Source organism: Ruegeria arenilitoris, assembly GCF_013035315.1.
Taxonomy (GTDB): Bacteria; Pseudomonadota; Alphaproteobacteria; order Rhodobacterales; family Rhodobacteraceae; genus Ruegeria; species Ruegeria arenilitoris_D.
In genome coordinates, this window is the sequence record NZ_WQHP01000015.1 from 1 (window position 1) to 21,478 (window position 21,478).

Below are 21,478 nucleotides of genomic sequence, written 5' to 3' on the forward strand. Positions count from 1 at the left end.
CAGCGCCGGTGAAGGGGGTTCTAAGTATTACAACAAACCTCCGCAACCGAAAAATTCGCTAAATTTGAAAAAAACGAAAAAAACATGAATTTACAAATTAAAACAATGATTTACATTATTCTCACATTAGCCGAAGCACGCTGAACTCAAGTAAGCAGGACCGAATCTAACGTTTTGCACAAGGTTACCCACAGACTCGCTTCCGAGTCAGGCGGAATCGGCGGAACGGAACCGAGTCAGCAGGCCGGAAACCGGAACCCGCAGTAACAGCAGGCCAATGATCAGTGACAGATAGACGAGCGGTTCAATCTGAAACCCCTTGGCAAGCATGACATAGTGTAGGCCACCCAGAACGGCGGCCGGGAAGACCAGTCGCTGCAAGCTGCGCCAGCGAGAACCCAATTTGCGTACGGACAGATTGTTTGATGTGATCGCCAAAGGGATCATCAGCAGAAATGCCGCCATCCCGACTGTAATATAGGGCCGCTTGACGATGTCAGCCCAAATCTGGCTGGGCACCTGAACATCCAGAACCAGCCACACCAGAAGATGCAAGGCGACATAGGTGAAGGTCAGCACGCCCAGCGCGCGGCGAAACTTTATCAGGTTCAATCCCGTAAAGTTCCGCAATGGTGAGATCGCCAGCACGACGATCAAAAGCTGCAGTGCCAGTTCGCCATATCGGTGCTCAAGCGCCTCAATCGGATCAATACCCAGACCACCGGTCAAACCCTGGTAGAACAGCCAGGGGGCGGGAAGCGCTCCCAGCAAGTACACTAGCCAGACAGGAATGCGGCGAAGGATCTGGTTCAGCTTTTGCATGACGTCAGTAGAACTTCGACAGGTCCATACCTTCGTAAAGCCCCGCAACCTCTTCTTCGTACCCGTTGAACATCAGCGTAGGGATGCGCTTGGCGAACAAGCCGCCCCCGATCTGCCGTTCCGAGGCCTGAGACCAACGCGGGTGATCCACGTTAGGGTTCACATTACTGTAAAAGCCATATTCGCGCGGGGCCGACATGTTCCAGCTGGTCGGCGGCTCGACATCGGTCAGCGTGATACGGACAATCGACTTGATCGATTTGAAACCGTACTTCCACGGCACCACCAAACGCAACGGTGCCCCGTTCTGGTTTGGGATCGGACGGTCATAGATACCCGTCGCCATAATGGTCAACGGGTGCATCGCCTCATCCAGACGCAGACCCTCACGGTACGGCCAATCCAGGATCGGGTACTGAACGCCCGGCATCTCATCAGGGCGATAGGCGGTTTGGAAGGCCACGTACTTCGCGCCCTCTTGTACTCCGGCCATATTCAGCAGATCGGCCAGTTCGAACCCGTTCCAGGGAATAACCATCGACCAGGCTTCGACGCAGCGAAAACGGTAAATGCGTTCTTCTACCGTCATTTCGGACATGATGTCCTTGAAGTCATACTCGCCAGGCTTGTCGACCATGCCGTCGATGGTCACACTCCAAGGTTCTGTAACCAGTGTATGCGCGTATTTCGCGGGATCATCCTTACGCGTGCCAAACTCGTAGAAATTATTGTACGAGGTGATCTCTTCCCAGGTGTTGGGTTCAAGAGCTTCTTGCGCCGCTGCTGGTCTGGCCAGTCCCGCCAATCCGACACCTGCCAGGCCAGCCATCACCTGCCGCCGGTTCAGAAACGCCGCACGTGGCGTGACGTCGGCATGTGTCAGTGTATTGGTCCAGCGATGCGCCATGAAAGTCTCCTTGGTAAGATCCGCCTAGGTTTCAGTTAATCCGCTGATAGCACAGCGCCAAGGCAACATGCGTCACGTTTGGGAGAAGAGACTGTAACGATTCCCAAAGCCCGCCGCTGCAGGGCCATCTTTGCGCAGACATGCGGACGCGGAGATGCGGGCAGGCGCGCACCGGAGGCGGCGAAGCAAACGCCTGACCCAACGTCACCTAAATCATTGATTTTGATCAAAGAAGCCACGATGCCCACAAGGCATTCTACGCGCAAAGGGCTAAAGAAACTGGGCCACTCGGGTCGCGCCCTGCATTTCGGAAACTTTGATCGGAAAGGACGACACATGAAACTGAAACTTGTCGCTGGGATCTCTCTGATCCTCATTGTTGCAGCATGCGGCCAGAAACAGACCTACCCTATTTCAGGTTGCGACGCGAACGCGACCTACCCGGTGACCTGCAAAGAGCTTGGTGAAGAAAACAAGCTGACCAAGTCGACCGCGCAAGACTTGAACGCTCTGCCCAGCGGCGCGTGATCTGACTGATTCAGATCTGTACAGAGCCCGCCCTTCGGTGGGCTCGTATCCTTTGGGGATGTCCGGACCGCCCTACAGAATGTCACGCCTTGTTGATTGCCGATGACCTGCTGAGGGTCGCTCATCCAGTCCACCAGCCGTTACAAGTGCTTCCCCCCACTTGCAGTCTGGCCCACAGGACCCAACGGCTGGCCCTTGGGTCCATCGCAAACCCGATTGCCGGGCCAGACTGAAGGGAGAAGACGAATGTGTGACATCTGTGTGATGAACGCGGTCAAAGACCGGATGCTGTCGAGACGAGGGTTCTTCAAAGCTGCTGCAGCCTCGGGCGTTGCTGTTGCGGCAACCGGGGCCAGCGCGCCGGTCGCTCTGGCCGCCGGACACGGCAAGGTCGAAGATATGACCCATACAATCAGCCCAGATTTCCCAACCTATTTCGGCGAGCCGGGATACGCATCGGAGCAGGTGTTCAACTTTGGCGAACACGGCTTCAACCTGCAGCGCATGACCGTGAATGAACACACGGGCACCCATATCGACGCGCCTTTGCACTTTTCTGCGGATGGCGCATCGGTTGACGAAATCCCGGTCTCAGACCTGGTCGCCCCGCTATGCGTGGTCGACATTGCCGCCCGCGCCGGTGAAGACGCCGATACATTGCTGACACCGGATGACCTCAAGACCTGGATGTCCACCCATGGCGACATCCCGGACGGCGCATGCGTCGCCTTGTACTCCGGCTGGGCCGCCAAGGCTGACAGCGATGCATTTCGCGGGTTTGATGGCGAAGCCCAGCATTACCCTGGATTCCACCCCGAGGCGGCGATGATGTTGATCGAAGAGACCGGCGCACGCTCGATTGCGTCTGATACGCTCTCGTTGGACCACGGCATCTCGACCGACTTCGCAACCCACTACGCGTGGCTGCCGACCGGCCGGTTCGGGATCGAAAACATCGCAGGGCTGGACCGCGTACCTGCAGCAGGGGCTACTCTTGTGATCGGCGCGCCAAAACATGCGGGCGGAACCGGCGGGCCTTCACGCATCTTTGCGATGGTTTGAGCCATGAAAAACCCGCCAAGCTGGCGGGTTTTTTACTTGGTTTGCCTTAGTGCACCACGGCGTCATCCGGGCGCGGCCGTTCTGACGTGCCCAACCGGTCGCCGATGATCAGGCCATCGGAACCAGCGGTCACTGGGACGGTCTCACCATCCTTGATCTCACCGGCCAGCAAGGCTTCGGCCAGAGGGTTCTGCAAGGCACGCTGGATCACGCGTTTTAGCGGACGGGCCCCGAAGACCGGGTCATAGCCTTCGTTCGCCAACCATTCCTTGGCTCCATCGTCCAAAGCCAGCTCGATCTTGCGGGCTGCCAGACGTTTCTGCAGGCGTGCCATCTGGATATCGACGATGCCATCCATATCGGCTCGCTTGAGGCGGTCAAAGATGATCGTTTCGTCCAGACGGTTCAGGAACTCGGGTCGGAAATGCGCCCGTACTGCATCCATCACGTCACGCTTGGCCTGTGCACTGTCCGCGCCTTCGGGCAGTTGGCTGAGCGCTTGCGACCCGAGGTTCGACGTCAGGATGATCAGCGTCTGCTTGAAGTCCACGGTTCGGCCCTGACCATCGGTCAGCACGCCGTCGTCCAGAACCTGCAACAGCACGTTGAACACATCTGGGTGTGCCTTTTCGACCTCGTCAAACAACACGACCTGATAGGGCCTGCGCCGAACGGCTTCGGTCAGCACACCACCTTCGTCATAGCCGACATAGCCCGGAGGAGCACCGATCAGACGGGCGACCGCGTGTTTTTCCATGAACTCGGACATGTCGATACGCACCATCGCGTTGTCGTCGTCGAACAGGAAGTTCGCTACGGCCTTGGTCAGCTCGGTCTTACCCACGCCGGTCGGACCGAGGAACAGGAACGAACCCAGCGGGCGACCTTCGTCATTCAGGCCCGCACGCGCACGGCGCACGGCATTGGCGACAGCGGTCACCGCCGCATCCTGACCGATCACGCGGGAATGCAGATCGTCTTCCATCCGCAGCAGCTTCTCGCGTTCACCTTCCAGCATCTTCGAGGTCGGGATGCCCGTCCAGCGTTCAACCACTGAAGCAATCTGTTCCGGACGCACCGTTTCCTCGGCCATCATGGCGTTGCTTTCGGCGTTTTCGGCCTCAGTCAGCTTTTTCTCAAGCTCGGGGATGACGCCGTAAGACAGCTCACCGGCTTTCGCCAGATTACCCTCACGCTTGGCGATCTCCAGATCAGCCCGCGCTTTGTCGAGCTGTTCTTTCAGATCACGGGCACCCGCGAGCTTATCGCGTTCAGCCTGCCACTGCGCCGTCATCTCAGCGGATTTCTCCTGCAGGTCGGCCAGATCCTTTTGCAAGGTTTCCAGACGATCCTTGGAGGCCGCGTCGTCTTCCAGCTTCAGCGCCTCTTCTTCGATCTGCATCTGCAGGATTTGGCGGTCCAGCTGGTCGAGTTCTTCCGGTTTGGAATCCACCTCCATCCGCAACCGCGACGCCGCCTCATCGACCAAATCGATGGCTTTGTCGGGCAGGAAACGGTCGGTGATGTAGCGATGCGACAGGGTCGCCGCCGAGACCAACGCCGAGTCCGAGATGCGCACACCGTGGTGCAGCTCGTACTTTTCCTTGATGCCGCGCAGGATGCTGATTGTGTCTTCGACGGTGGGTTCCGTGACCATCACAGGCTGGAACCGGCGCGCAAGGGCCGCGTCTTTTTCGACGTATTTGCGGTACTCATCCAGCGTGGTCGCGCCAATACAATGCAGTTCACCCCGGGCAAGCGCAGGCTTGATCAGGTTGGCGGCATCCATCGCGCCGTCGGACTTACCGGCACCGACCAGCGTGTGCATCTCGTCGATGAACAGGATGATCTCACCAGCGGCCTCGGTCACCTCGGTCAGAACGGCCTTGAGACGTTCTTCGAACTCACCTCGGTACTTAGCACCGGCAATCAGCGCACCCATGTCGAGCGCAAGCAGCTTCTTGTCCTTCAGCGATTCCGGCACGTCGCCGTTGACGATGCGCAGGGCCATACCTTCGGCAATCGCTGTTTTACCGACGCCCGGTTCCCCGATCAGAACCGGGTTGTTCTTGGTGCGGCGCGACAGAACCTGCATCGAGCGGCGAATTTCCTCATCCCGCCCGATGATCGGGTCAATCTTGCCCTCGGCGGCTGCCTCGGTCAGGTCGCGTGCGTATTTCTTGAGCGCGTCATAGCCCTCTTCCGCAGACGCACTGTCAGCTGTGCGGCCTTTGCGGATATCGTTGATCGCTTCGTTCAGCTTCTGGGCGGATACGGCACCGGCTTCCAAGGCCTCTTTGGCTTTGGATTTTACCATGCACAAAGCCATCAGAACCCGCTCGACCGGCACAAAGCTGTCACCCGCTTTGGTGGCAATCTTTGCGGCCTCGTCCAGAACCTTGGCGGTCTGGCCGTCCATGTAGATCTGGCTTGCGTCACCGCTGACTTTTGGGATCTTTCCCATCGAAGCGTCCAATGCCTCGACCACGCGACCGGGCGCACCGCCCGCGCGTGTAATCAGGTTGCTTGCCAGCCCCTGATCATCATCCATCAATGCTTTCAGAATATGTTCGGGCAACAACCGCTGGTGCCCCTCGCGCAGCGCAATCGTCTGCGCCGCCTGCACGAAACCCCGTGCCCGCTCGGTGAACTTGTTCAAGTCCATGTTATTCTCCTTTTCTCAAGCGCCCTGAATGTGATGCGCCCGCTGGCGGCACGCTTCGGTCTGGGCCTCACATTCAATTTGGGAAATAACTTCGCCCGTTCAAGGGGCTGGCCCTGTGTTTTCGGCCTATCGTCGAGGCACGGTATAGACAGTGTAACCACCAGTCCGGGCGACCTCGCGCGCGGCATACATCGCCACCAGAGACTGCGCCGCATCACTGCCGGTCGGACAGGAGACGAGGTCCGCCGCGTCATCCAGAAAATTAACCGTAAATGCGGTTTCTCCTGTCAGCTGACAGTCGTCGTCGGTGGACCGATATCCGCGAACAAGCCGAAGGTCATCATTCGTCGGCGAAACCACCGTCACATCTGCGGCCTCACTTTCAAGCGGCATGTCCTGACACGCGGACAGAACCAGAATGCCCAAACCAACCCAGTGTTTCATTGTCCCGCCTTTCGCAAATGCTTTGATGAATGGTCGGCACCATATCACAGCCTGTCCCAAGATGTTTGATCTTGATCACCCACCTGTCCCGCATGGACATGTGGCCCTTAACCCGCTAGGACGCGGACGTTTGCCAAAAAGCGGAGCGCGCACCATGTCCGATGATCGCCTGATCGTAGCCCTTGATGTCCCCAACGCCCTGCAGGGGCTGGCCATGGCCGAGCGGCTGGGCGACAGCGTTTCCTTTTACAAGATCGGGTTGGGCATGCTGACCGGTGGCGGCCTGGCGCTGGCCAATGAGCTAAAGCAGGACCACGGCAAACGCATCTTTCTGGACATGAAGCTGTTCGACATTGGCAACACGGTCGAAAACGCGGTACGCGGCCTGGCCCAGTTCGATCTGGATTTTCTGACCGTGCACGGAGACCCGCATGTGGTGCACGCCGCAAAAGAAGGTGCCGCGGGCAAAGACCTCAAGATTTTGGCGGTGACCATCCTGACCTCGCTGAACCGCGACGATCTAGACGCCAGCCTTCTAAAAGAAGGCAATGTGCAGGATCTGGTTGTCGAACGTGCAGCCCGCGCGCTTGAGGCCGGTGCGGACGGCGTCATCGCAAGCCCGCAAGAAGCCGCCCTGATCCGCGCTCTGCCACAAGCCGAGGGCCGCTTGATCGTCACCCCCGGCGTTCGCCCGGCAGGTGCAGAATTGGGCGACCAGAAACGCGTCGCGACGCCTGCCAATGCGGTTGCGGACGGTGTGGACCATATCGTTGTGGGCCGGCCAATCTATCAAGCCGAGAACCCAAAGGCCGCCGCCGAAGCAATCCTTGCCGAACTGGCATCGCCACAAGCAAAAACGCCCAACAGGGGTTAAACCCCTGCTTTGGGCAGATTTGATTTTTTGAGAAAAGAGCTGGGCAAGCGTGCCCGCGCGGGCAGATTTTAGGGTTGCCCGCGATCCAAGCGGTTGACCTTACGTCACTTTTCATCCGATCCGCGCCAAATCGTCCCTGTGCCCGAAAACACACATGAAACATGCGAGTTTTCGTTGTGTGACCTCGATCCTATCTAATTCGTGGAATTTGAGCGATTCTGGGACCGTGATACTCCCCGCGGACCATCTCTTCCTGAGGTCCGTCACCTCCCCCCGCCAATCGCGGGGGGTCTTCTTCAGAAAAGTCTAAACGTCGAATAGTGGTCTGGCTTCTGCCAGGTAATGACGAAGGCGGATCGCAAAGTTGGGCACAGCCAGCGGATTGTCTAGATAGGCTATCGGCGACATCAAACTCCACCCCTGCCCCTCGTCGCCAAAACGTTTCCGACTGGTGTCACTGTGCGGTCTGTGGGCCACGAAAAACCAGTTTTGCTCATATTGACGGGACCAAACGAAATCAGCATCGCCCAGACGTAATCCGACCTCTTCAAAGGTTTCTCGGGTGACACATTGCAAAAGCGTCTCGGCCCCTGCGCGACCGCCGCCGGGAAAATCGAAATGGTTCGGAAACGGAATATCCTTCTTGTCGTCTCTCTGGATCACCAGCAAATCCGACCCGAGAAACAACGCGACCTTTGCCCCGGTGAATTGCATGAACCGCTTTCTCTTTGTGTCTCGACAAGATAGTTTTAGCCAACACGCCAAAGCGCATAAACTGAGAAATACAACTGATGCCCGCTTTATGCCGCGACTGCTATTCAACATTTGAACATGAGGCGCGCTGCCCCTCTTGCGGCAGTCCGCGGATCAAGACACACGCGGAACTGTTCGACCTGTCCATTGCGCATATGGATTGCGACGCGTTCTACGCCTCGGTCGAAAAGCGGGACAATCCAGAGCTGGCAGACAAGCCGGTGATCATCGGGGGCGGCAAGCGAGGTGTGGTCTCGACCGCATGCTATGTAGCGCGCATTCGCGGGGTGCGCTCGGCCATGCCAATGTTCAAGGCGCTGCAACTGTGCCCGGACGCAGTGGTCATCAAGCCACGCATGTCGGTCTATGCCGAGGTCTCACGCGAGATCCGCAAGATGATGGACGAATTGACCCCCGTGATCGAACCCCTGTCACTGGACGAGGCCTTTATGGACTTGTCCGGCACGCAACGCCTGCATGGTGCCCCACCTGCGGTCATGTTGGCGCGGCTGGTGAGGCGGATGAAGGATGAGCTGGGCGTGACCGGCTCCATCGGCCTGTCGCACAACAAGTTTCTGGCCAAGGTCGCCTCGGACCTGGATAAGCCGCGCGGCTTTTCGGTGATCGGAAAGGCGGAAACGGCTGCGTTTCTGCACGACAAGCCGGTGCGTTTGATCTGGGGGATCGGTCCGGCTGCACAGGAGTCATTAGATCGCGCGGGCATTCGAACCTTTTCGGATCTGCTGCGCTGGGATCAGGAGGCGCTCAGCGCACGCTTTGGCTCGATGGGGTATCGGCTGTGGCATCTTGCGCGCGGACAGGACAAGCGGCGCGTGTCGTCGCATGAGCCGATGAAATCCATCAGCAACGAAACCACGTTTTTCGAAGACACGGCCAGTCTGGATATTCTGGACGGCCATCTGTGGCGCATGTCCGAAAAGGTCGCAGACCGGGCCAAGGCCAAAGGGTTGGCGGGCCGGGTTGTGACGCTGAAACTGAAGCAGGCAAACCACAAGATCATCACACGGCGTGTATCGCTGAGGGATGCCACACAGATCGCAGATCGCATCTATCGTACCGCGCGCGGGTTGTTCGATCAGGTCGGCGATAAGGGGCCCTATCGTCTGTTGGGTTGCGGAATTTCCGATCTGTGTCCCGAGGATCAGGCGGACATCTCAGGCGACCTTCTGGACCCCGGCGCGGCGCGACGGTCACAGGCCGAACGTGCCACGGACGAAATCCGACGCCGGTTTGGAACAGATGCAATTGTGAAGGGCCGTGCGCTGCGCTGATCCTACTCGGCCGCCAGACGCAACGGGTCACTGCCAATGCGCGAGATGTCCCGGATGACCGTCCGCAACAAGTCCTGAAACGCCGTGAAATTGTCGTTAGGCGCGATCTTGACCTCATCCATATAGAGAGAGCGATCGATCTCAATCTGGATGGCGTGCTGGTTTCGGCCAGGCCGACCATAGGTCTGCGTTACGTAGGCCCCTGCAAACGGTGCGTTGCGCGCAACTACCAGACCGGCCGAGGCAAAGGCCTCTTCAATCCGGTCCACGATCCCAGCCGAAGCGGATGCCCCGAATCTGTCGCCCAAAACGATCTGCGGCCGCTGAGACTTGGCCGTACTGACCATCGAAACCGCCTCGTGCGGCATCGAGTGGCAATCAATCAGAATCGCCTGACCAAAGGTTTCGTGGGATTCGGAGAGAAGGGATTTCAACCGCGCATGATACGGCCGCCAGCAGGTATCAATCCGCAGCCGGGCCTCATCCATCGTGAGTTTCCCCCGGTAGATCGCGCGCCCATTGGCGACGACCCTGGGAATCACTCCCAGCCCGGACGCGACACGCGGGTTATGTCCGTGACGGCGTGCGCCCTGAATCAACGCCGGGTCCAGTTCTTCGGCGCTGCGGTTCAGATCAAGATACGCCCGCGGCTTGGTCGCAGCGATCAATGGCGCACCATAATCAATGGCCGATGCAAACAACTGATCCACAAAAGCGTCTTCTGATGAACGAATCACCTTTTGGTTCAGAACCGTACGGTTCAGCATCGCAGCGGGGTAGTTCCGGCCACTATGCGGAGAGGAAAACACCACGCAAGACGTGCGCTTGGCGGGCATATCCAATACGTAAGCAGCGTTCTTCATGGCGACTCCTTGTTCGCATTGAACATAGACCGGAAAATAGTTCTACCAAACCCCTTGAACCCCTCTGCGACTCCTTTTATAGACCCCGCTACCGGCGCGGGGTTCCGCGCCCCATTTCGTTATGGGGCTGGGCACGCAAAGGTAAAGTGGGCGGTTAGCTCAGCGGTAGAGCACTTCGTTGACATCGAAGGGGTCACAAGTTCGATCCTTGTACCGCCCACCATCGTTTCACTGTTCCGGAACTCCGGGGCACCCGCTAACCCAGGCGCTGGCCACGTCTTTGATGAAGGCGCCGCAGATTGGAGACAGACCCATGAAGGTCAAGAACTCGCTCCGCTCGCTCAAGAACCGGCACCGCGACTGCCGGATTGTGCGTCGCAAAGGCCGCGTCTACGTGATCAACAAGACGCAGCGCAAGTTCAAAGCTCGCCAGGGCTAAGAACTGCACAAACCGAATAGAAAAAACCGCGCTTTTCAGCGCGGTTTTTTTTGGTCCAAAGCCTCTAGTGCGCGAACATGTGATCCGGCTCGTGTTCCGGGTCCGCCACGGGATCAAGGACCAGCAACAGACGCGTTTCACCGGTTCCTTCGATCGGCGGAGAACGGTGCAAAAGCCCCGATTTCGGATTTTCCGGCCACAGTGTTCCACGCAAAACAACTGGAGAACCCGTGGGCACGGTGAACACGCGGCTAGGATCCGTGCCGTCGGTCGAGATCCCGTACCGAGTCCCCGTCCCGCGGTAAGTGCAGACCAGGCGCGACGTCACCGCATCAATGTGGAACCTGCGGCAGGCATTTGTCGCCACAACGTCCAAACGCAGCCGCAACCATTTTGATCGCATCAAATCCGTAAAAAATCGCGGCCAACGCGGCCACGTCATCCACCAGCCGGTCACGCTCCAGTCCTGCCGGAATACCGGAAGCCTCGCACAGCTCGACAACGGCGTCGCGTACAGCCTCGGGCCGCAGGATGACCCGCGCCTTGGGCAGTTGTTCGGGACGCAAACCGTCAATCCAAGACTGAAAGCTGGCCAAGGGGTCGCGACGCCAGATTGCCGCGGCGCAACCTGGGTTGTGAATGACCGACAAGCCTTCGGGCGTTTCGGCGACACCGACGCCAATGGCCGCGTCTTTGACGATCTCACGGACCAGGGTCATGCGGCGGCCTCCGTCCGGCGCCAGACGGGGAAGGGATCAGGAAGATCGGGCAAGTCTTCGGGACGGCCTGCGACGACCGCGGGCAGCAGCGCCGCATCAAGACGAGCTTTGAGCGCCGGCCAATCAATGCCGCTGCCGATAAACACGATCTCTTGCCGCCGGTCGCCCCAGGGTTCTTGCCAATGGGCTTGGATATACGCCTGCGCGCTTTCGTGATCCGGCCGGCGCTCTTCCGGGACCGTGGCCCACCATATGCCCAGCGGTTTGACCGAGGACAGCGCCCCGGCAAGCGAAAACTCGGCCACCCAGTCGGGGCGCGTCGCGATCCAGAAATGCCCTTTTGCGCGAATGACCCCCGGCAAATCGCCGTTCAGTATCGTCAGGATCCTTTCGGGCACAAAGGGCTGCCGCGCCCGGTAGACATAGCTGGTGACACCGTATTCTTCTGTTTCCGGGACGTGATCGGCAAACCCGTAAAGCTCTTTGGCCCACATCGGATGTTCATGCGCCTTTTCGAAATCGAAAAGGCCGGTATCAAGAATCTCTTCCGCCGCAACGTCCAAATGGTTCGTCTCGATAATCCGTGCGTCTGCGTTCAGGCTGCGAATGATCTTGCGCGCGGCATCGACACGCTCGGGTCCGGCGTCCGCGACCTTGTTGAGGATCACCACATCCGCGAACTCGATCTGATCGGTCAGCAGATGGACAAGCGTGCGCTCATCCTCTTCACCAAGCGTTTCTCCACGGTCTGCCAGGAAGTCGTGGCTAGAGAAATCTGCCAACAGATTCACCGCGTCGACCACGGTTACCATCGTATCCAGACGCGAGATGTCCGACAGGCTGTCGCCCAACTCGTCACGGAAATCAAAGGTGGCCGCAACGGGCAGAGGCTCTGAGATCCCGGTCGATTCGATCAGCAGGTAGTCGAACCGCCCCTCGCCTGCCAGTCGCCGCACTTCGTCCAATAGGTCATCGCGCAGCGTGCAGCAGATGCAGCCGTTGGACATCTCGACCAGCGTTTCGTCGGTTCGCGACAGTTCGGTATCGGCGCGCACCAGATCGGCGTCGATGTTGACCTCGGACATATCATTGACGATCACGGCAACCCGGCGTCCGTCACGATTGTTGAGAGCGCGGTTCAGCAGGGTCGTCTTGCCCGCCCCAAGAAAGCCGGACAGGACAGTGACGGGAAGGCGGGTATCAGTCATTGAGCATTACCTATTTGATGTATGGGACACTGGATTTCAGTTATCGTAATGTTATTACATACCGTCAAGCGACTAATCCGGCGACCTGCGCTCTAACTTGGTTTGGAAATTGGCCGGAAATTCGGATCAAGGTCAGCCTTGGATTGGTCGAATTGCAGCGGGGGCGAAATCCGAAGTGTTTTTCGCCCTCTTTGGCGCTTGCAACCGCAGCGACGTTTTGACCGACAAATTTTGTCGGAATTTCTTGCTTCTCCCTGAGAATCGTTTAATTGACAATTTCAGTCGGATTATGAACCGCCACATCTTTCATTACTGGGAACCACGATGCTGAAATCCTCGACCTGCGTTGCCGCTGCTCTGACAGCCTTGATCGCTACTTCTGCCGCTGCCGAGGGGGAATTGAACCTCTATTCCTCGCGCCATTACGACACCGACGAAAACCTCTATACCGATTTCGAAAAGGCCACCGGCATCACCATCAACCGCATCGAAGGCAAAGCCGACGAACTGATCGCGCGAATGGAAGCCGAAGGTGCGAACTCGCCCGCCGACATTCTGCTGACCGTCGACACCTCGCGCCTGGAACGCGCCAAGGATGCAGGCATCCTGCAATCCGTTGACAGCGCCGTTCTGGAAGAGCGTATTCCCGCGAACCTGCAAGACAGCGACGATCAGTGGTTCGGCTTCTCGCAGCGTGGCCGCATCATCTTCTTCGACAAGGAAAACGTCGCCAACCCACCGACCACATACGCCGATCTGGCCAAGCCGGAATACAAGGGTCAGATCTGTATCCGCTCGTCCAGCAACACCTATAACCAGACCCTGTTGGCATCGATCATCACCCATGAAGGCCCCGAGGCCGCAAAAGCATGGGCCCAAGGCATCGTTGACAATATGGCCCGCGAACCGCAAGGCGGCGACACTGACCAGCTGCGTGGCATCGTCTCGGGCGAGTGCGACATTGCCGTGTCGAACACCTATTACTTTGCGCGCGCGATCCGCAAAGACGTCAAAGGCGTTTCGGCTGATATCGAGTCGATCGGATGGGTCTTCCCGAACCAGGACGGCTATGGCGCACATATGAACCTGTCGGGTGCAGGTGTTGCAGCCAACGCTCCGAACAAAGAGAACGCCGTACTGTTCCTGGAGTATCTAGCAAGCGACAGCGCGCAACAGTACTTCTCGGCCGGTAACGACGAATTCCCGGCTGTTGCAGGTGTAGAACTGGCCGAGTCGGTCCAAGCTCTGGGCGACTTCAAAGCAGACGAAATCAGCCTGTCCGATGTCGCCAAGAACCTGCCTGAGGCCCAAAAGATCTTCAACGAAGTCGGTTGGAAGTAATTCCCAAAACAATCAGAGCAGTGTTAAGGGCGCGGAGTTTCTGCGCCCTTTTCCTATCGGGCTTAGAACCGGATACCAAACCCGACGGAAAAGCCTGAAAATGAATCCGCCACGATGCCGTTCAGCATAATGCGCCCCGCCTGAACCGCAGGAAGACCAATCCTTGTCGTATCAACCTCGATCCCGACCCCGGCTGTAGCAAGCCAATCAGTATCCAGAACCATCGCGCTGTCACCATGGTACAGCACTACTCCGCCATCCAGAACCAGTTTGGACGGCCGACCCAGCAGCTTCACGTTATCAAGTGGATAGCGATGGCGCGAAAATAGCGTGGTTTGGTTGGAATTGGCGCGGGCGTCATCCGCCTGCGGTTCGTTGATCGGATAAAACTCCAGAAACGATTGCCGCAACCGGAACTCGGATTCCCAGCGGCCAAACCGGGCCTCGCGAAAGATACTCAGCGATCCGCCGGCACCGAAAGCATACAGGTTTCCGTCTACAACGCTGGTATCCCCGGCACGCCCGGGAAACAGCGGAAAATTGGAAAACACCGCGTCGGTGGTAACATGCCCAAGCGACAAGTGCACCGCCGGGCGAATATACCAGTCATTGCCAATCAACTGCTCCCACCCGACGCCCACGGTTGCAGCAAGGCTGGACCACGTCACATCCACTTCTGAATCCGACGCGATCTCGGGGAAAATCAAAACCGGGTTATAGTTCTGATACGCAACAAGACCTTCCAGATAGAGACCGTTGTCCAAGGGTTTGAACCCACCGCGCAACTGTGTGTAGCGCAGGTTCGTTGCGTTGCCCGATGCGCTTAGAAAAGACAGCGATGACAAGGTTTCGTTTGGGGTGGCCGCAACGCTGAGGACGGCCAGGGCTGCTCGAGCGGCAGCTTCTGACGCATCCGGGTCAAGGTCCTGTGCCTGGGACACCGAAGCGAAACCACAAACCAACACCGATGTGTATGCAATAAGTCTTTTCACTTCGTGGATTCGCCTGTCGAAGATGCCCGGCCTCAACACGCACAGTTTTGATGTACGCATTCGCTTTTGAAAAAATGCTAGCGCAGTCTAGGTTTTCAAAAAACTAAAACCACAGCGCCGGGGCCACGAATCCCAAAGCGGGGTATTTTTGGAACACTCTGGTCTTTGAAGGTTTTCTGCAATGATACCGGAATGTGATTTGGCAAGCGCCGTCAAAGACGGTTCAATCGCATCAGGAGGTCCGTCATGAAATCTCAGGAAAGGTTCGAGAAATTCTATTTTGCCAAGGTCGGAATGGGCGAAGCCTGCGGCTGCGCCGAGCGGGTCATTGACGTGTTCGAGTTCAACCGAAAAGGCGGCGTGCCTGAGAAGCATGCGGTGAAAGCGCAAAAGCCTCGGCGGCGGTCGTTTCGGTCCTGGGCCATGAAATACGGATTGCTCAGCCGCAAACAGCGGCCTTGAAGCAACAGCTGCTAAGGCGCGGTCAGGTGCTCTCGGAACAGTTTCAGAGGCATCATTGTTCTGTATTCGCGCGGGAAGTACAGGAAGATCCCCGGTGTCTTCCCCAGATGCTTTTCCAATAGCGGGCTGAGTGCGCCTGTGGCGATGTCATCGACGAGATAATCCCGGAAGGTGTACATCAAACCCAAACCATTTTTGGCCAGATCGACGGAGGCCGGAAGAGTGTTGGTAATCAGATTGCCCTGAACGTCGACCGAATAGGCGCCGTCTTTGCCCTGAAATTCCCACGGCGCGATGCGACCTGCGGATTGGAATCGGTAGCGGATGCAACTGTGATCCAACAGATCACGCGGCTGGTCTGGAGATCCATGGGTCGCCAGATAGTCCGGGCTGGCCACAACAGCCAGTTGTAAGGGCGGCGTTACGCGAACGGCGACCATATCATGTGCGATGCGGTCCCCCAGCCGGAAACCGGCATGTAATTCCTCGCCCAGAATGTCGGACAGTGCATCCGTCAGCGACAGCTCCAGCTCGATCTCGGGATAGGCCGCACAAAAACTCTGTAACCTTGGGGCCACGAACAGGTGATAAGCGAATTCGGGCATGGCCAGCTTCAAGGTCCCACGTGCGGCGTGCCCGGTGCTGCGCGCACTCTCGACGGCCTCGGTCAGTTGCTCAAAGGCAGGGCCTGCCCCGCGGATCAGCGCACGCCCGGCTTCGGTTAGGCTGATTGATCGGGTGGTGCGGATGAACAGAGCTGTGCCCAGCTGATCTTCCAGCGTTTTAAGCTGATGGCTGACAGTTGACGGCTTGATGCCCAGCGCCTCGGCCGCGGCGCGCAACGATCCGTGCCGGGCAATGGCAGCAAAGATTTCAAGCGTGGCAAGGGGCAGGCGCACGGCAACTCCTTCTGTACCTATTGTTCGATACCATACATGAAAGAAGTGAAAAACCGGGGAATTATCGCAAAACCGTTCAGCGCCTAGATTTGTTCCATCGCAGCACAGACTGACCAAGAGGATGAACGCGCTATGACCCAATCGACCCGCATCTCTCTGCAAAATACACCTACACGCAAAGGCGTTGCCGAACGCGCCGTGTCCTTCGATAGCAACGGCAATACCCTGAAAGGTACGTTGTATACGCCCGAAAACGCCTCGGCGGCTTTGCCCGCCGTTATCGTGACCGGGGCCTGGACCACCGTAAAAGAACAGATGCCCGGCACCTATGCCCGTGAACTGGCAGCCCGCGGCTTTGCCGCTCTGGCCTTTGATTTCACGGGCTGGGGTGAAAGCGATGGAACTCCACGTTTTGTGGAGGACCCGTCCGTCAAGACGGCGGAAATTCGCACAGCCGCAGCCTTTCTGATCTCACTGGACGAGGTCGACAGTAGCCGTATCTCAGGTTTGGGGGTGTGTGCATCCTCCGGTTACATGGCCGCCGCTGTGGCCGATGACGCGAACCAGCAAAAAGTCGCACTGGTGGCCCCATGGATGCATGATCCCGCGATGGCCGAGGGTATTTATGGCGGTCCCGAGATGGCCGCCAGCCTGATCGCCGCCTCTGAGGCTGACGGCGCCGCAGACACCGTTCTGCTTGGGGCCAGCACCACTGACGAAAACGCCGTTATGTATCAGGCCCCGTATTATACCGAAGAAGATCGCGGCCTGATCCCGGCCTATGACAACAAGTTCTCGGTCGCGTCGTGGAAGCCCTGGCTGACCTATGACGCCCAAGCCAGCGCGGACCGGTTGACCAAGCCGATGCTGATGGTTGGTTCACCCTCGATCGCCCTGCCTGCAGGTGCCACCGCCTATGAAGCCCGTACCAAAGCGCCTTTGGAAAAGCTGTGGTTGGGCGAGGACGTAACCCAGTTCGATTTCTACGACCGCAAAGACGCCGTGACCGCAGCCTCGGACGCTGTGGCCGACTTCCTGAACGCCTGAAAGGACCCAAGATGAAAACCCTGACCAAAGCCGCGGCCCTTACCGCCGCAATCATGTCCGGAGATATCGCCATGGCCGCATCCCCCGAAGACAACATCAAAGTCGTGCAGGACTTCTTTGCCGCTTATGGCGCGAACGATCTGGATGGCATCGCCGCAGTGATGGACGAAAACGTCAAATGGCACATTCCCGGTCGTCACCCCCTGTCCGGCACCAAGACTGGTCGTGACGAAGTGCTGGCATTTTTCGCCCAGCTGGGGGCCGCCAATTTCAAAGCCGATCCGATCTATTTCGGTGCGGATGAGACCCACGTGGTCGATATCCACCGCGGCTGGTCCAAAGCCGAAGGCAAGCCAAATGTCGATACGACCTGGGCGCTGGTCTACCGGATCGAGGACGGCAAAATCGTTGAGGCCACGAACCTGTCAGCCGATCAGGACGCGGCAAACACGTTCTTCTGGTCGCAATACGATCTGGCCCCGGTGCCCGAGCGCCTGGCCAAGTAACCCACACAACTCACTCTGACCTGACGGAGACTGACCGATGAAATCTCTTCTGACAGCTGTACTTGCGCTCGCGGGGGCCTCCACCGCCGCACTGGCTGAAATCTCTGATGAACAACAGGTTCTGAACGCGATCAACAATGTTGGGTACTACGCGGATCAGGGCGACTGGGACAAGGTAGCCGCGCAATTCCACCCCGACGGCGCGGTGCTGGACTACACCTCATACGCGAATGCCTCGGCTGGTACGTCGGCTGACCTTCCAACCCTGCTGCCCGTCGAGATCGTCGCAGCCTGGCAAACGGTTCTGCCCGGTTATGACCGCACCCACCACCTGATGGGAACGGAAAGCGTCAGCGTCAACGGCGACACGGCCACCACCACCTCGAACATCTACGCCACGCATATCCTTGAGAATGAAGGCGAGAATACATGGGTGTTCATTGGCGACTACCAGCATGAACTGGCAAAAACTGATGATGGCTGGAAGATCACCTTCATGCGCGCAAATCTGCGGGCGCAGCTGGGTAATGAAAACCTGCCCGCGCTTGCAGCCGAACGCGTGAAAGCCGCGAGCCAGTAAGCCAGAGGTTTCATTCCAATGAGCAACGAATCCCAAATCCGCGCCTTTATCGCGGACTGGTTTGCCCGGTTCGACCGCCTGGATTCGATCGAGGCGTTCCTGCCAGACCTGCACCCGGATTTGGACTGGGACATGCCCGATACCGACCACTCCCTGTTGGGGCATGACCGGGTGCGCGCATGGTACGCTGGTGTGTTGAGCACCTTGCAAAGACCGACCGAACACCATGTCAGCAATATTCAAGTCACGCCCGGCGCGGCACAGTTCGAAGTTCTGTTCCGCGCCAGAACGACCACCGGCGAAACCATCGAAGCGCGCGTGCAGGAAAACTGGCGCTTTGACACTCGGCCCGATGGTCGCCCGCTAATCACCGCATACTCCGCGAAACTTCTGCAAGAGACAGACACATGAAGACCCTTGTTCTTACAGCGCATCCCAACCTGAACACATCGCGCATCAACCGAGCGTGGTTCGACGCGCTCTCTGACGCGGCCGATGTCACCACCCGCGATCTGACCGCAATCGGCGGCCCCGAGATGCGTTTTGATATCGAGGCTGAACAGGCCCTATTGCTGGCCCATGACCGCATCGTGTTCCAGTTTCCGTTCTACTGGTATTCGGCTCCGCCTGTCATGAAATCCTGGATGGATCAGGTGCTGAGCTATGGCTTTGCCTACGGCCCCGGCGGCGACCAGTTGAAAGGGCGGGAATTCCTGATCCTTGTGTCGACCGGTGGCCCGGAACACAGCTATCACGCAGGAGGCTACAACAACTACTCGATGGCCGAGTTTCTGAAACCGTTCCAGCAAACCGCCAATCTGGCGGGCATGACCTATCTGCGCCCGTTCGTTTCCCACGGGATGGCGCTGGCCACTGCGGACCAGATCGAGGCCACCGTACCGGATATGCTGGCCCATTTGACCGACCCCGACCTGGACCCCAAGGTCAAACAGGTACGGCTGCTGAAACAGCTTGAGGAAGACCCGACCAAGGCAGCGGCCGTCAGCTAAAACCACCCGAACCCGCGTTCAGCGCGGGTTCTTTCGGAGCGAATGATATGTAGAATGAAGCTCCGTCCACCAAAGCGAGAACGCCCGTGTCCGAGATAGATGACCTGAACCGCTGGTTGATTTCCGAAGGGCGTTTGCTGGGCGACGAAACCGCGATCGTCAAAGGATACTGCGAGGGTCTGGTGCAGCTGGGCGTTCCACTTGCACGGGCGCGGATCGCCCAGAATTACTCGAACCCGCTGCTCAGCGCCTGGGGGATCATCTGGACCCCGGACGAAACCCGCCGCTATACGGTGGCAACGACAGTCCTGTCGACAAGCGCCTGGCATGGCAGCCCGTTTGAATACATCGTCACCAATCGCCGTCCGCTGCGCAACCGGTTGATCGGGTTGGACTTTACGACCGAGCATTCCGTCTATGCGGAACTGGCCGAAGCAGGAGCTACCGATTTTCTGGCTATCCCGCTGGAGCATGGTAACGGCTCGGTTCAGGGCACCAGCTATACCTCGAACGCAGAAGCAGGGTTTTCCGACAGGGATATTCGCTATCTGGAAGACTCGCGCTTTGCACTGGCGGCGGCGCTGGAACCCATCGCGATGCGCCATTCGCAAAAAAGCCTGTTGCAGACCTATCTGGGTCATGGCCCCGCAGAAGAGATCGGCCAGGGGCATATCAAACGTGGCGAGCATAAATCCGTATCCGCCGCCATCCTGTTTGCCGACCTTCGCGGCTTTACCGCCAAGTCCGAGGCCTGGCCCGAGACGCAGTTGCTGGACATGATGGGCGACTATTTTGAGATGGTCGTGACCCCCATTCAACAGGCCGGCGGCGATGTCCTGAAATTCATGGGCGATGGAATTCTGGCAATTTTTGAAAACGAAGGAAGTGCTGAAATCTCGTGCCGGGCCGCTGTAGCCGCTGCACAACAATCCCTCGCCAACCTTGATGACTACAACCAAGCGGGCGCCGAAACCGGGCGTGAACCGATTGAGTTTGTGATCGGCATAGATTTTGGTCACGTCACCTTCGGCAATATCGGCAGTCCCGACCGGTTGGATTTCACTGTGGTCGGCCAAGCCGTGAACGTCGCAAGCCGTGTGCAAGGCCTGTGCAAAGAACTGGGCGAAACCACCCTGATCACCGCGAATGTCGCAGAACATCTGGGGGCAGCGGTCCAATCCGTCGGCCATCATTCCCTGCGCGGTCTGCCACAAGAGATCGAGGTGTTCAGCCCGACAAGGACACCCGCCTAGAACATCATGCAGTCCGCGCCCGGCGGCGGCGGAGGAGTCCCCTCGGGCAAGGTAGGCGTGTAGTCAAAGGTCACGATCTTTGCGCCCCCATCGAATGCCACGAAAAGTTGGTTCGACCCGGGCCGAATGGCAATTCCTTCAGGGTCTGTGCCGAACTCCAGCAGGCTTTGCTGGGCAAGCAACTGGCCATCCGCCGTGAACTCATACAAGCTGTTGGTTCCTTCCCAGTCATCGACGATCAGCATGTGACCTGTACGCGGGTCAATCGCGATACCCTGCGCCTCACTCAGGGGTGGGGACAACTGCATCGTATTAAGGCGGGTGGTCAGGTTGCCGTCGGCATCGAACCACGACAACCGTTCAGGGTCATCCTCGACTGTAACGATCTCACCCCTAGCGTTGATGGCGATGCCTTCGGTATCTGCAAACCCGCCTTCCAACGTGAACGGCACCCCCAACGGTGTCCCGTCCTTGGTGACCCGCTGCAGGCTGCCCAACCCGTCGCCCACCAGCAGGTGATCCCCTTCGATAGCGATCGCCTTGATCCGGTACAGGTCGCTGGAGATCCGGCGCAACTCGTCCCCCTGCAATGTGACAAGCACGGCCTCTGGCCCTTCGTTCGCGATCCATAAGCCGCAGAACGTTGGATCGTAGTCCAGACTGGCTGGCCGGTTTAACTCATAGCGACCGGTTTCCCGCAGCTCTAGGGCGGCGGCCGGACTGCACAGCACACACATCGCGACCAGACTGGCTTTTAAAGGCATTTCTGATACCCCCATGGCCCGATAAAATGGGTCGGGTTCACTTGTGGT

At 58.3% G+C, this 21,478-nt stretch carries 25 protein-coding genes and 1 tRNA gene; 14 read left to right on the top strand and 12 right to left on the bottom strand.

What is annotated here, in order from left to right; genetic code table 11:
- Positions 1–207: 207 nt before the first annotated feature.
- Both msrQ and msrP read right to left on the bottom strand, forming a co-directional pair.
- Positions 208–822, bottom strand: a complete 615-nt coding sequence (gene msrQ / locus GOV53_RS20470; RefSeq protein ID WP_170470174.1) for a protein-methionine-sulfoxide reductase heme-binding subunit MsrQ — start codon at positions 820–822, stop codon at positions 208–210.
- Positions 823–826: 4 nt separating this feature from the next.
- Complete coding sequence (gene msrP, locus GOV53_RS20475; protein WP_170470177.1) at positions 827–1,729, bottom strand: protein-methionine-sulfoxide reductase catalytic subunit MsrP; 903 nt, start codon at positions 1,727–1,729, stop codon at positions 827–829.
- 336 nt (positions 1,730–2,065) lie between these two features.
- Between msrP and GOV53_RS20480 the strand changes: the two genes are divergently transcribed.
- Together GOV53_RS20480 and GOV53_RS20485 are read left to right on the top strand one after the other, a co-directional pair.
- Entirely contained in the window at positions 2,066–2,257 is a 192-nt protein-coding gene (locus GOV53_RS20480) for a hypothetical protein (RefSeq protein ID WP_170470179.1), read from the top strand.
- Positions 2,258–2,503: 246 nt separating this feature from the next.
- Positions 2,504–3,319 (top strand): cyclase family protein, encoded by an 816-nt coding sequence (locus GOV53_RS20485; RefSeq protein WP_170470182.1) that lies wholly within the window; start codon positions 2,504–2,506, stop codon positions 3,317–3,319.
- Between the two features lie 46 nt (positions 3,320–3,365).
- Here the strand turns inward: GOV53_RS20485 and clpB are convergent, their stop codons facing one another.
- Together clpB and GOV53_RS20495 are read right to left on the bottom strand one after the other, a co-directional pair.
- Positions 3,366–5,984, bottom strand: a complete 2,619-nt coding sequence (gene clpB / locus GOV53_RS20490; RefSeq protein WP_170470185.1) for an ATP-dependent chaperone ClpB — start codon at positions 5,982–5,984, stop codon at positions 3,366–3,368.
- A gap of 126 nt (positions 5,985–6,110) precedes the next feature.
- Positions 6,111–6,428: a hypothetical protein gene (locus GOV53_RS20495; protein WP_170470187.1), complete on the bottom strand. Its 318-nt coding sequence runs from the start codon at positions 6,426–6,428 to the stop codon at positions 6,111–6,113.
- Positions 6,429–6,582: 154 nt separating this feature from the next.
- Between GOV53_RS20495 and pyrF the strand changes: the two genes are divergently transcribed.
- The gene (gene pyrF / locus GOV53_RS20500; RefSeq protein WP_170470189.1) at positions 6,583–7,302 is read left to right on the top strand and encodes an orotidine-5'-phosphate decarboxylase; all 720 of its coding nucleotides are present in this window, start codon (positions 6,583–6,585) and stop codon (positions 7,300–7,302) included.
- 306 nt (positions 7,303–7,608) lie between these two features.
- On the opposite strand, the gene GOV53_RS20505 is transcribed toward pyrF, so the two are convergent.
- The gene (locus tag GOV53_RS20505) at positions 7,609–8,016 is read right to left on the bottom strand and encodes an NUDIX domain-containing protein (RefSeq protein ID WP_170470192.1); all 408 of its coding nucleotides are present in this window, start codon (positions 8,014–8,016) and stop codon (positions 7,609–7,611) included.
- A 77-nt stretch (positions 8,017–8,093) separates the two neighbouring features.
- Between GOV53_RS20505 and GOV53_RS20510 the strand changes: the two genes are divergently transcribed.
- On the top strand, positions 8,094–9,347 hold the full coding sequence (locus tag GOV53_RS20510; RefSeq protein WP_170470195.1) for a DNA polymerase IV: 1,254 nt from the start codon (positions 8,094–8,096) through the stop codon (positions 9,345–9,347).
- A 2-nt stretch (positions 9,348–9,349) separates the two neighbouring features.
- Here GOV53_RS20510 and GOV53_RS20515 read toward each other — a convergent pair whose 3' ends face one another.
- On the bottom strand, positions 9,350–10,210 hold the full coding sequence (locus GOV53_RS20515; protein WP_170470197.1) for an N-formylglutamate amidohydrolase: 861 nt from the start codon (positions 10,208–10,210) through the stop codon (positions 9,350–9,352).
- 148 nt (positions 10,211–10,358) lie between these two features.
- Between GOV53_RS20515 and GOV53_RS20520 the strand changes: the two genes are divergently transcribed.
- A tRNA-Val gene (locus GOV53_RS20520) sits at positions 10,359–10,433 on the top strand.
- A 90-nt stretch (positions 10,434–10,523) separates the two neighbouring features.
- Positions 10,524–10,649, top strand: a complete 126-nt coding sequence (gene ykgO, locus GOV53_RS20525; protein ID WP_008755722.1) for a type B 50S ribosomal protein L36 — start codon at positions 10,524–10,526, stop codon at positions 10,647–10,649.
- Between the two features lie 64 nt (positions 10,650–10,713).
- Here the strand turns inward: ykgO and GOV53_RS21560 are convergent, their stop codons facing one another.
- Genes GOV53_RS21560 through GOV53_RS20540 form a run of 3 tightly spaced genes read right to left on the bottom strand, consistent with a single transcriptional unit; the run spans position 10,714 to position 12,576 of the window.
- Entirely contained in the window at positions 10,714–11,091 is a 378-nt protein-coding gene (locus GOV53_RS21560; protein ID WP_367648814.1) for a DUF1826 domain-containing protein, read from the bottom strand.
- The gene (locus GOV53_RS21565; RefSeq protein ID WP_170470203.1) at positions 10,982–11,368 is read right to left on the bottom strand and encodes a DUF1826 domain-containing protein; all 387 of its coding nucleotides are present in this window, start codon (positions 11,366–11,368) and stop codon (positions 10,982–10,984) included. The genes GOV53_RS21560 and GOV53_RS21565 overlap by 110 nt, the downstream gene beginning before the upstream one ends.
- Complete coding sequence (locus tag GOV53_RS20540; RefSeq protein WP_170470206.1) at positions 11,365–12,576, bottom strand: GTP-binding protein; 1,212 nt, start codon at positions 12,574–12,576, stop codon at positions 11,365–11,367. The genes GOV53_RS21565 and GOV53_RS20540 overlap by 4 nt, the downstream gene beginning before the upstream one ends.
- A 324-nt stretch (positions 12,577–12,900) precedes the next feature.
- Between GOV53_RS20540 and GOV53_RS20545 the strand changes: the two genes are divergently transcribed.
- Positions 12,901–13,917: a Fe(3+) ABC transporter substrate-binding protein gene (locus tag GOV53_RS20545; RefSeq protein WP_170470209.1), complete on the top strand. Its 1,017-nt coding sequence runs from the start codon at positions 12,901–12,903 to the stop codon at positions 13,915–13,917.
- A 62-nt stretch (positions 13,918–13,979) separates the two neighbouring features.
- On the opposite strand, the gene GOV53_RS20550 is transcribed toward GOV53_RS20545, so the two are convergent.
- Entirely contained in the window at positions 13,980–14,909 is a 930-nt protein-coding gene (locus tag GOV53_RS20550) for a hypothetical protein (RefSeq protein WP_170470212.1), read from the bottom strand.
- Positions 14,910–15,155: 246 nt separating this feature from the next.
- Here GOV53_RS20550 and GOV53_RS20555 point away from each other — a divergent pair, with 246 nt between their 5' ends.
- Positions 15,156–15,371, top strand: coding sequence for a hypothetical protein (locus tag GOV53_RS20555; protein WP_170470215.1), 216 nt, complete (start codon positions 15,156–15,158; stop codon positions 15,369–15,371).
- 11 nt (positions 15,372–15,382) lie between these two features.
- On the opposite strand, the gene GOV53_RS20560 is transcribed toward GOV53_RS20555, so the two are convergent.
- On the bottom strand, positions 15,383–16,270 hold the full coding sequence (locus GOV53_RS20560) for a LysR family transcriptional regulator (protein WP_170470218.1): 888 nt from the start codon (positions 16,268–16,270) through the stop codon (positions 15,383–15,385).
- Between the two features lie 132 nt (positions 16,271–16,402).
- Between GOV53_RS20560 and GOV53_RS20565 the strand changes: the two genes are divergently transcribed.
- From GOV53_RS20565 to GOV53_RS21570, 6 genes are all read left to right on the top strand, one after another.
- Entirely contained in the window at positions 16,403–17,317 is a 915-nt protein-coding gene (locus GOV53_RS20565) for an alpha/beta hydrolase (RefSeq protein ID WP_217361270.1), read from the top strand.
- Positions 17,318–17,328: 11 nt separating this feature from the next.
- A complete protein-coding gene (locus tag GOV53_RS20570; protein ID WP_254439361.1) occupies positions 17,329–17,823 on the top strand; it encodes a nuclear transport factor 2 family protein in 495 nt (164 codons plus the stop codon).
- 37 nt (positions 17,824–17,860) lie between these two features.
- Positions 17,861–18,403: a nuclear transport factor 2 family protein gene (locus tag GOV53_RS20575; RefSeq protein WP_170470221.1), complete on the top strand. Its 543-nt coding sequence runs from the start codon at positions 17,861–17,863 to the stop codon at positions 18,401–18,403.
- Positions 18,404–18,421: 18 nt separating this feature from the next.
- Positions 18,422–18,814 carry a nuclear transport factor 2 family protein gene (locus tag GOV53_RS20580; RefSeq protein ID WP_170470224.1) on the top strand — a complete coding sequence of 131 codons (393 nt, stop codon included), beginning with the start codon at positions 18,422–18,424 and terminating at the stop codon, positions 18,812–18,814.
- Positions 18,811–19,413 carry an NAD(P)H-dependent oxidoreductase gene (locus GOV53_RS20585; RefSeq protein ID WP_170470227.1) on the top strand — a complete coding sequence of 201 codons (603 nt, stop codon included), beginning with the start codon at positions 18,811–18,813 and terminating at the stop codon, positions 19,411–19,413. The genes GOV53_RS20580 and GOV53_RS20585 overlap by 4 nt, the downstream gene beginning before the upstream one ends.
- Positions 19,414–19,499: 86 nt before the next feature.
- On the top strand, positions 19,500–20,666 hold the full coding sequence (locus GOV53_RS21570; protein WP_170470230.1) for an adenylate/guanylate cyclase domain-containing protein: 1,167 nt from the start codon (positions 19,500–19,502) through the stop codon (positions 20,664–20,666).
- Here GOV53_RS21570 and GOV53_RS20595 read toward each other — a convergent pair.
- Complete coding sequence (locus tag GOV53_RS20595; protein WP_254439362.1) at positions 20,663–21,430, bottom strand: hypothetical protein; 768 nt, start codon at positions 21,428–21,430, stop codon at positions 20,663–20,665. The two genes, GOV53_RS21570 and GOV53_RS20595, sit on opposite strands and share 4 nt — an antisense overlap.
- Between the last annotated feature and the right edge of the window lie 48 nt (positions 21,431–21,478).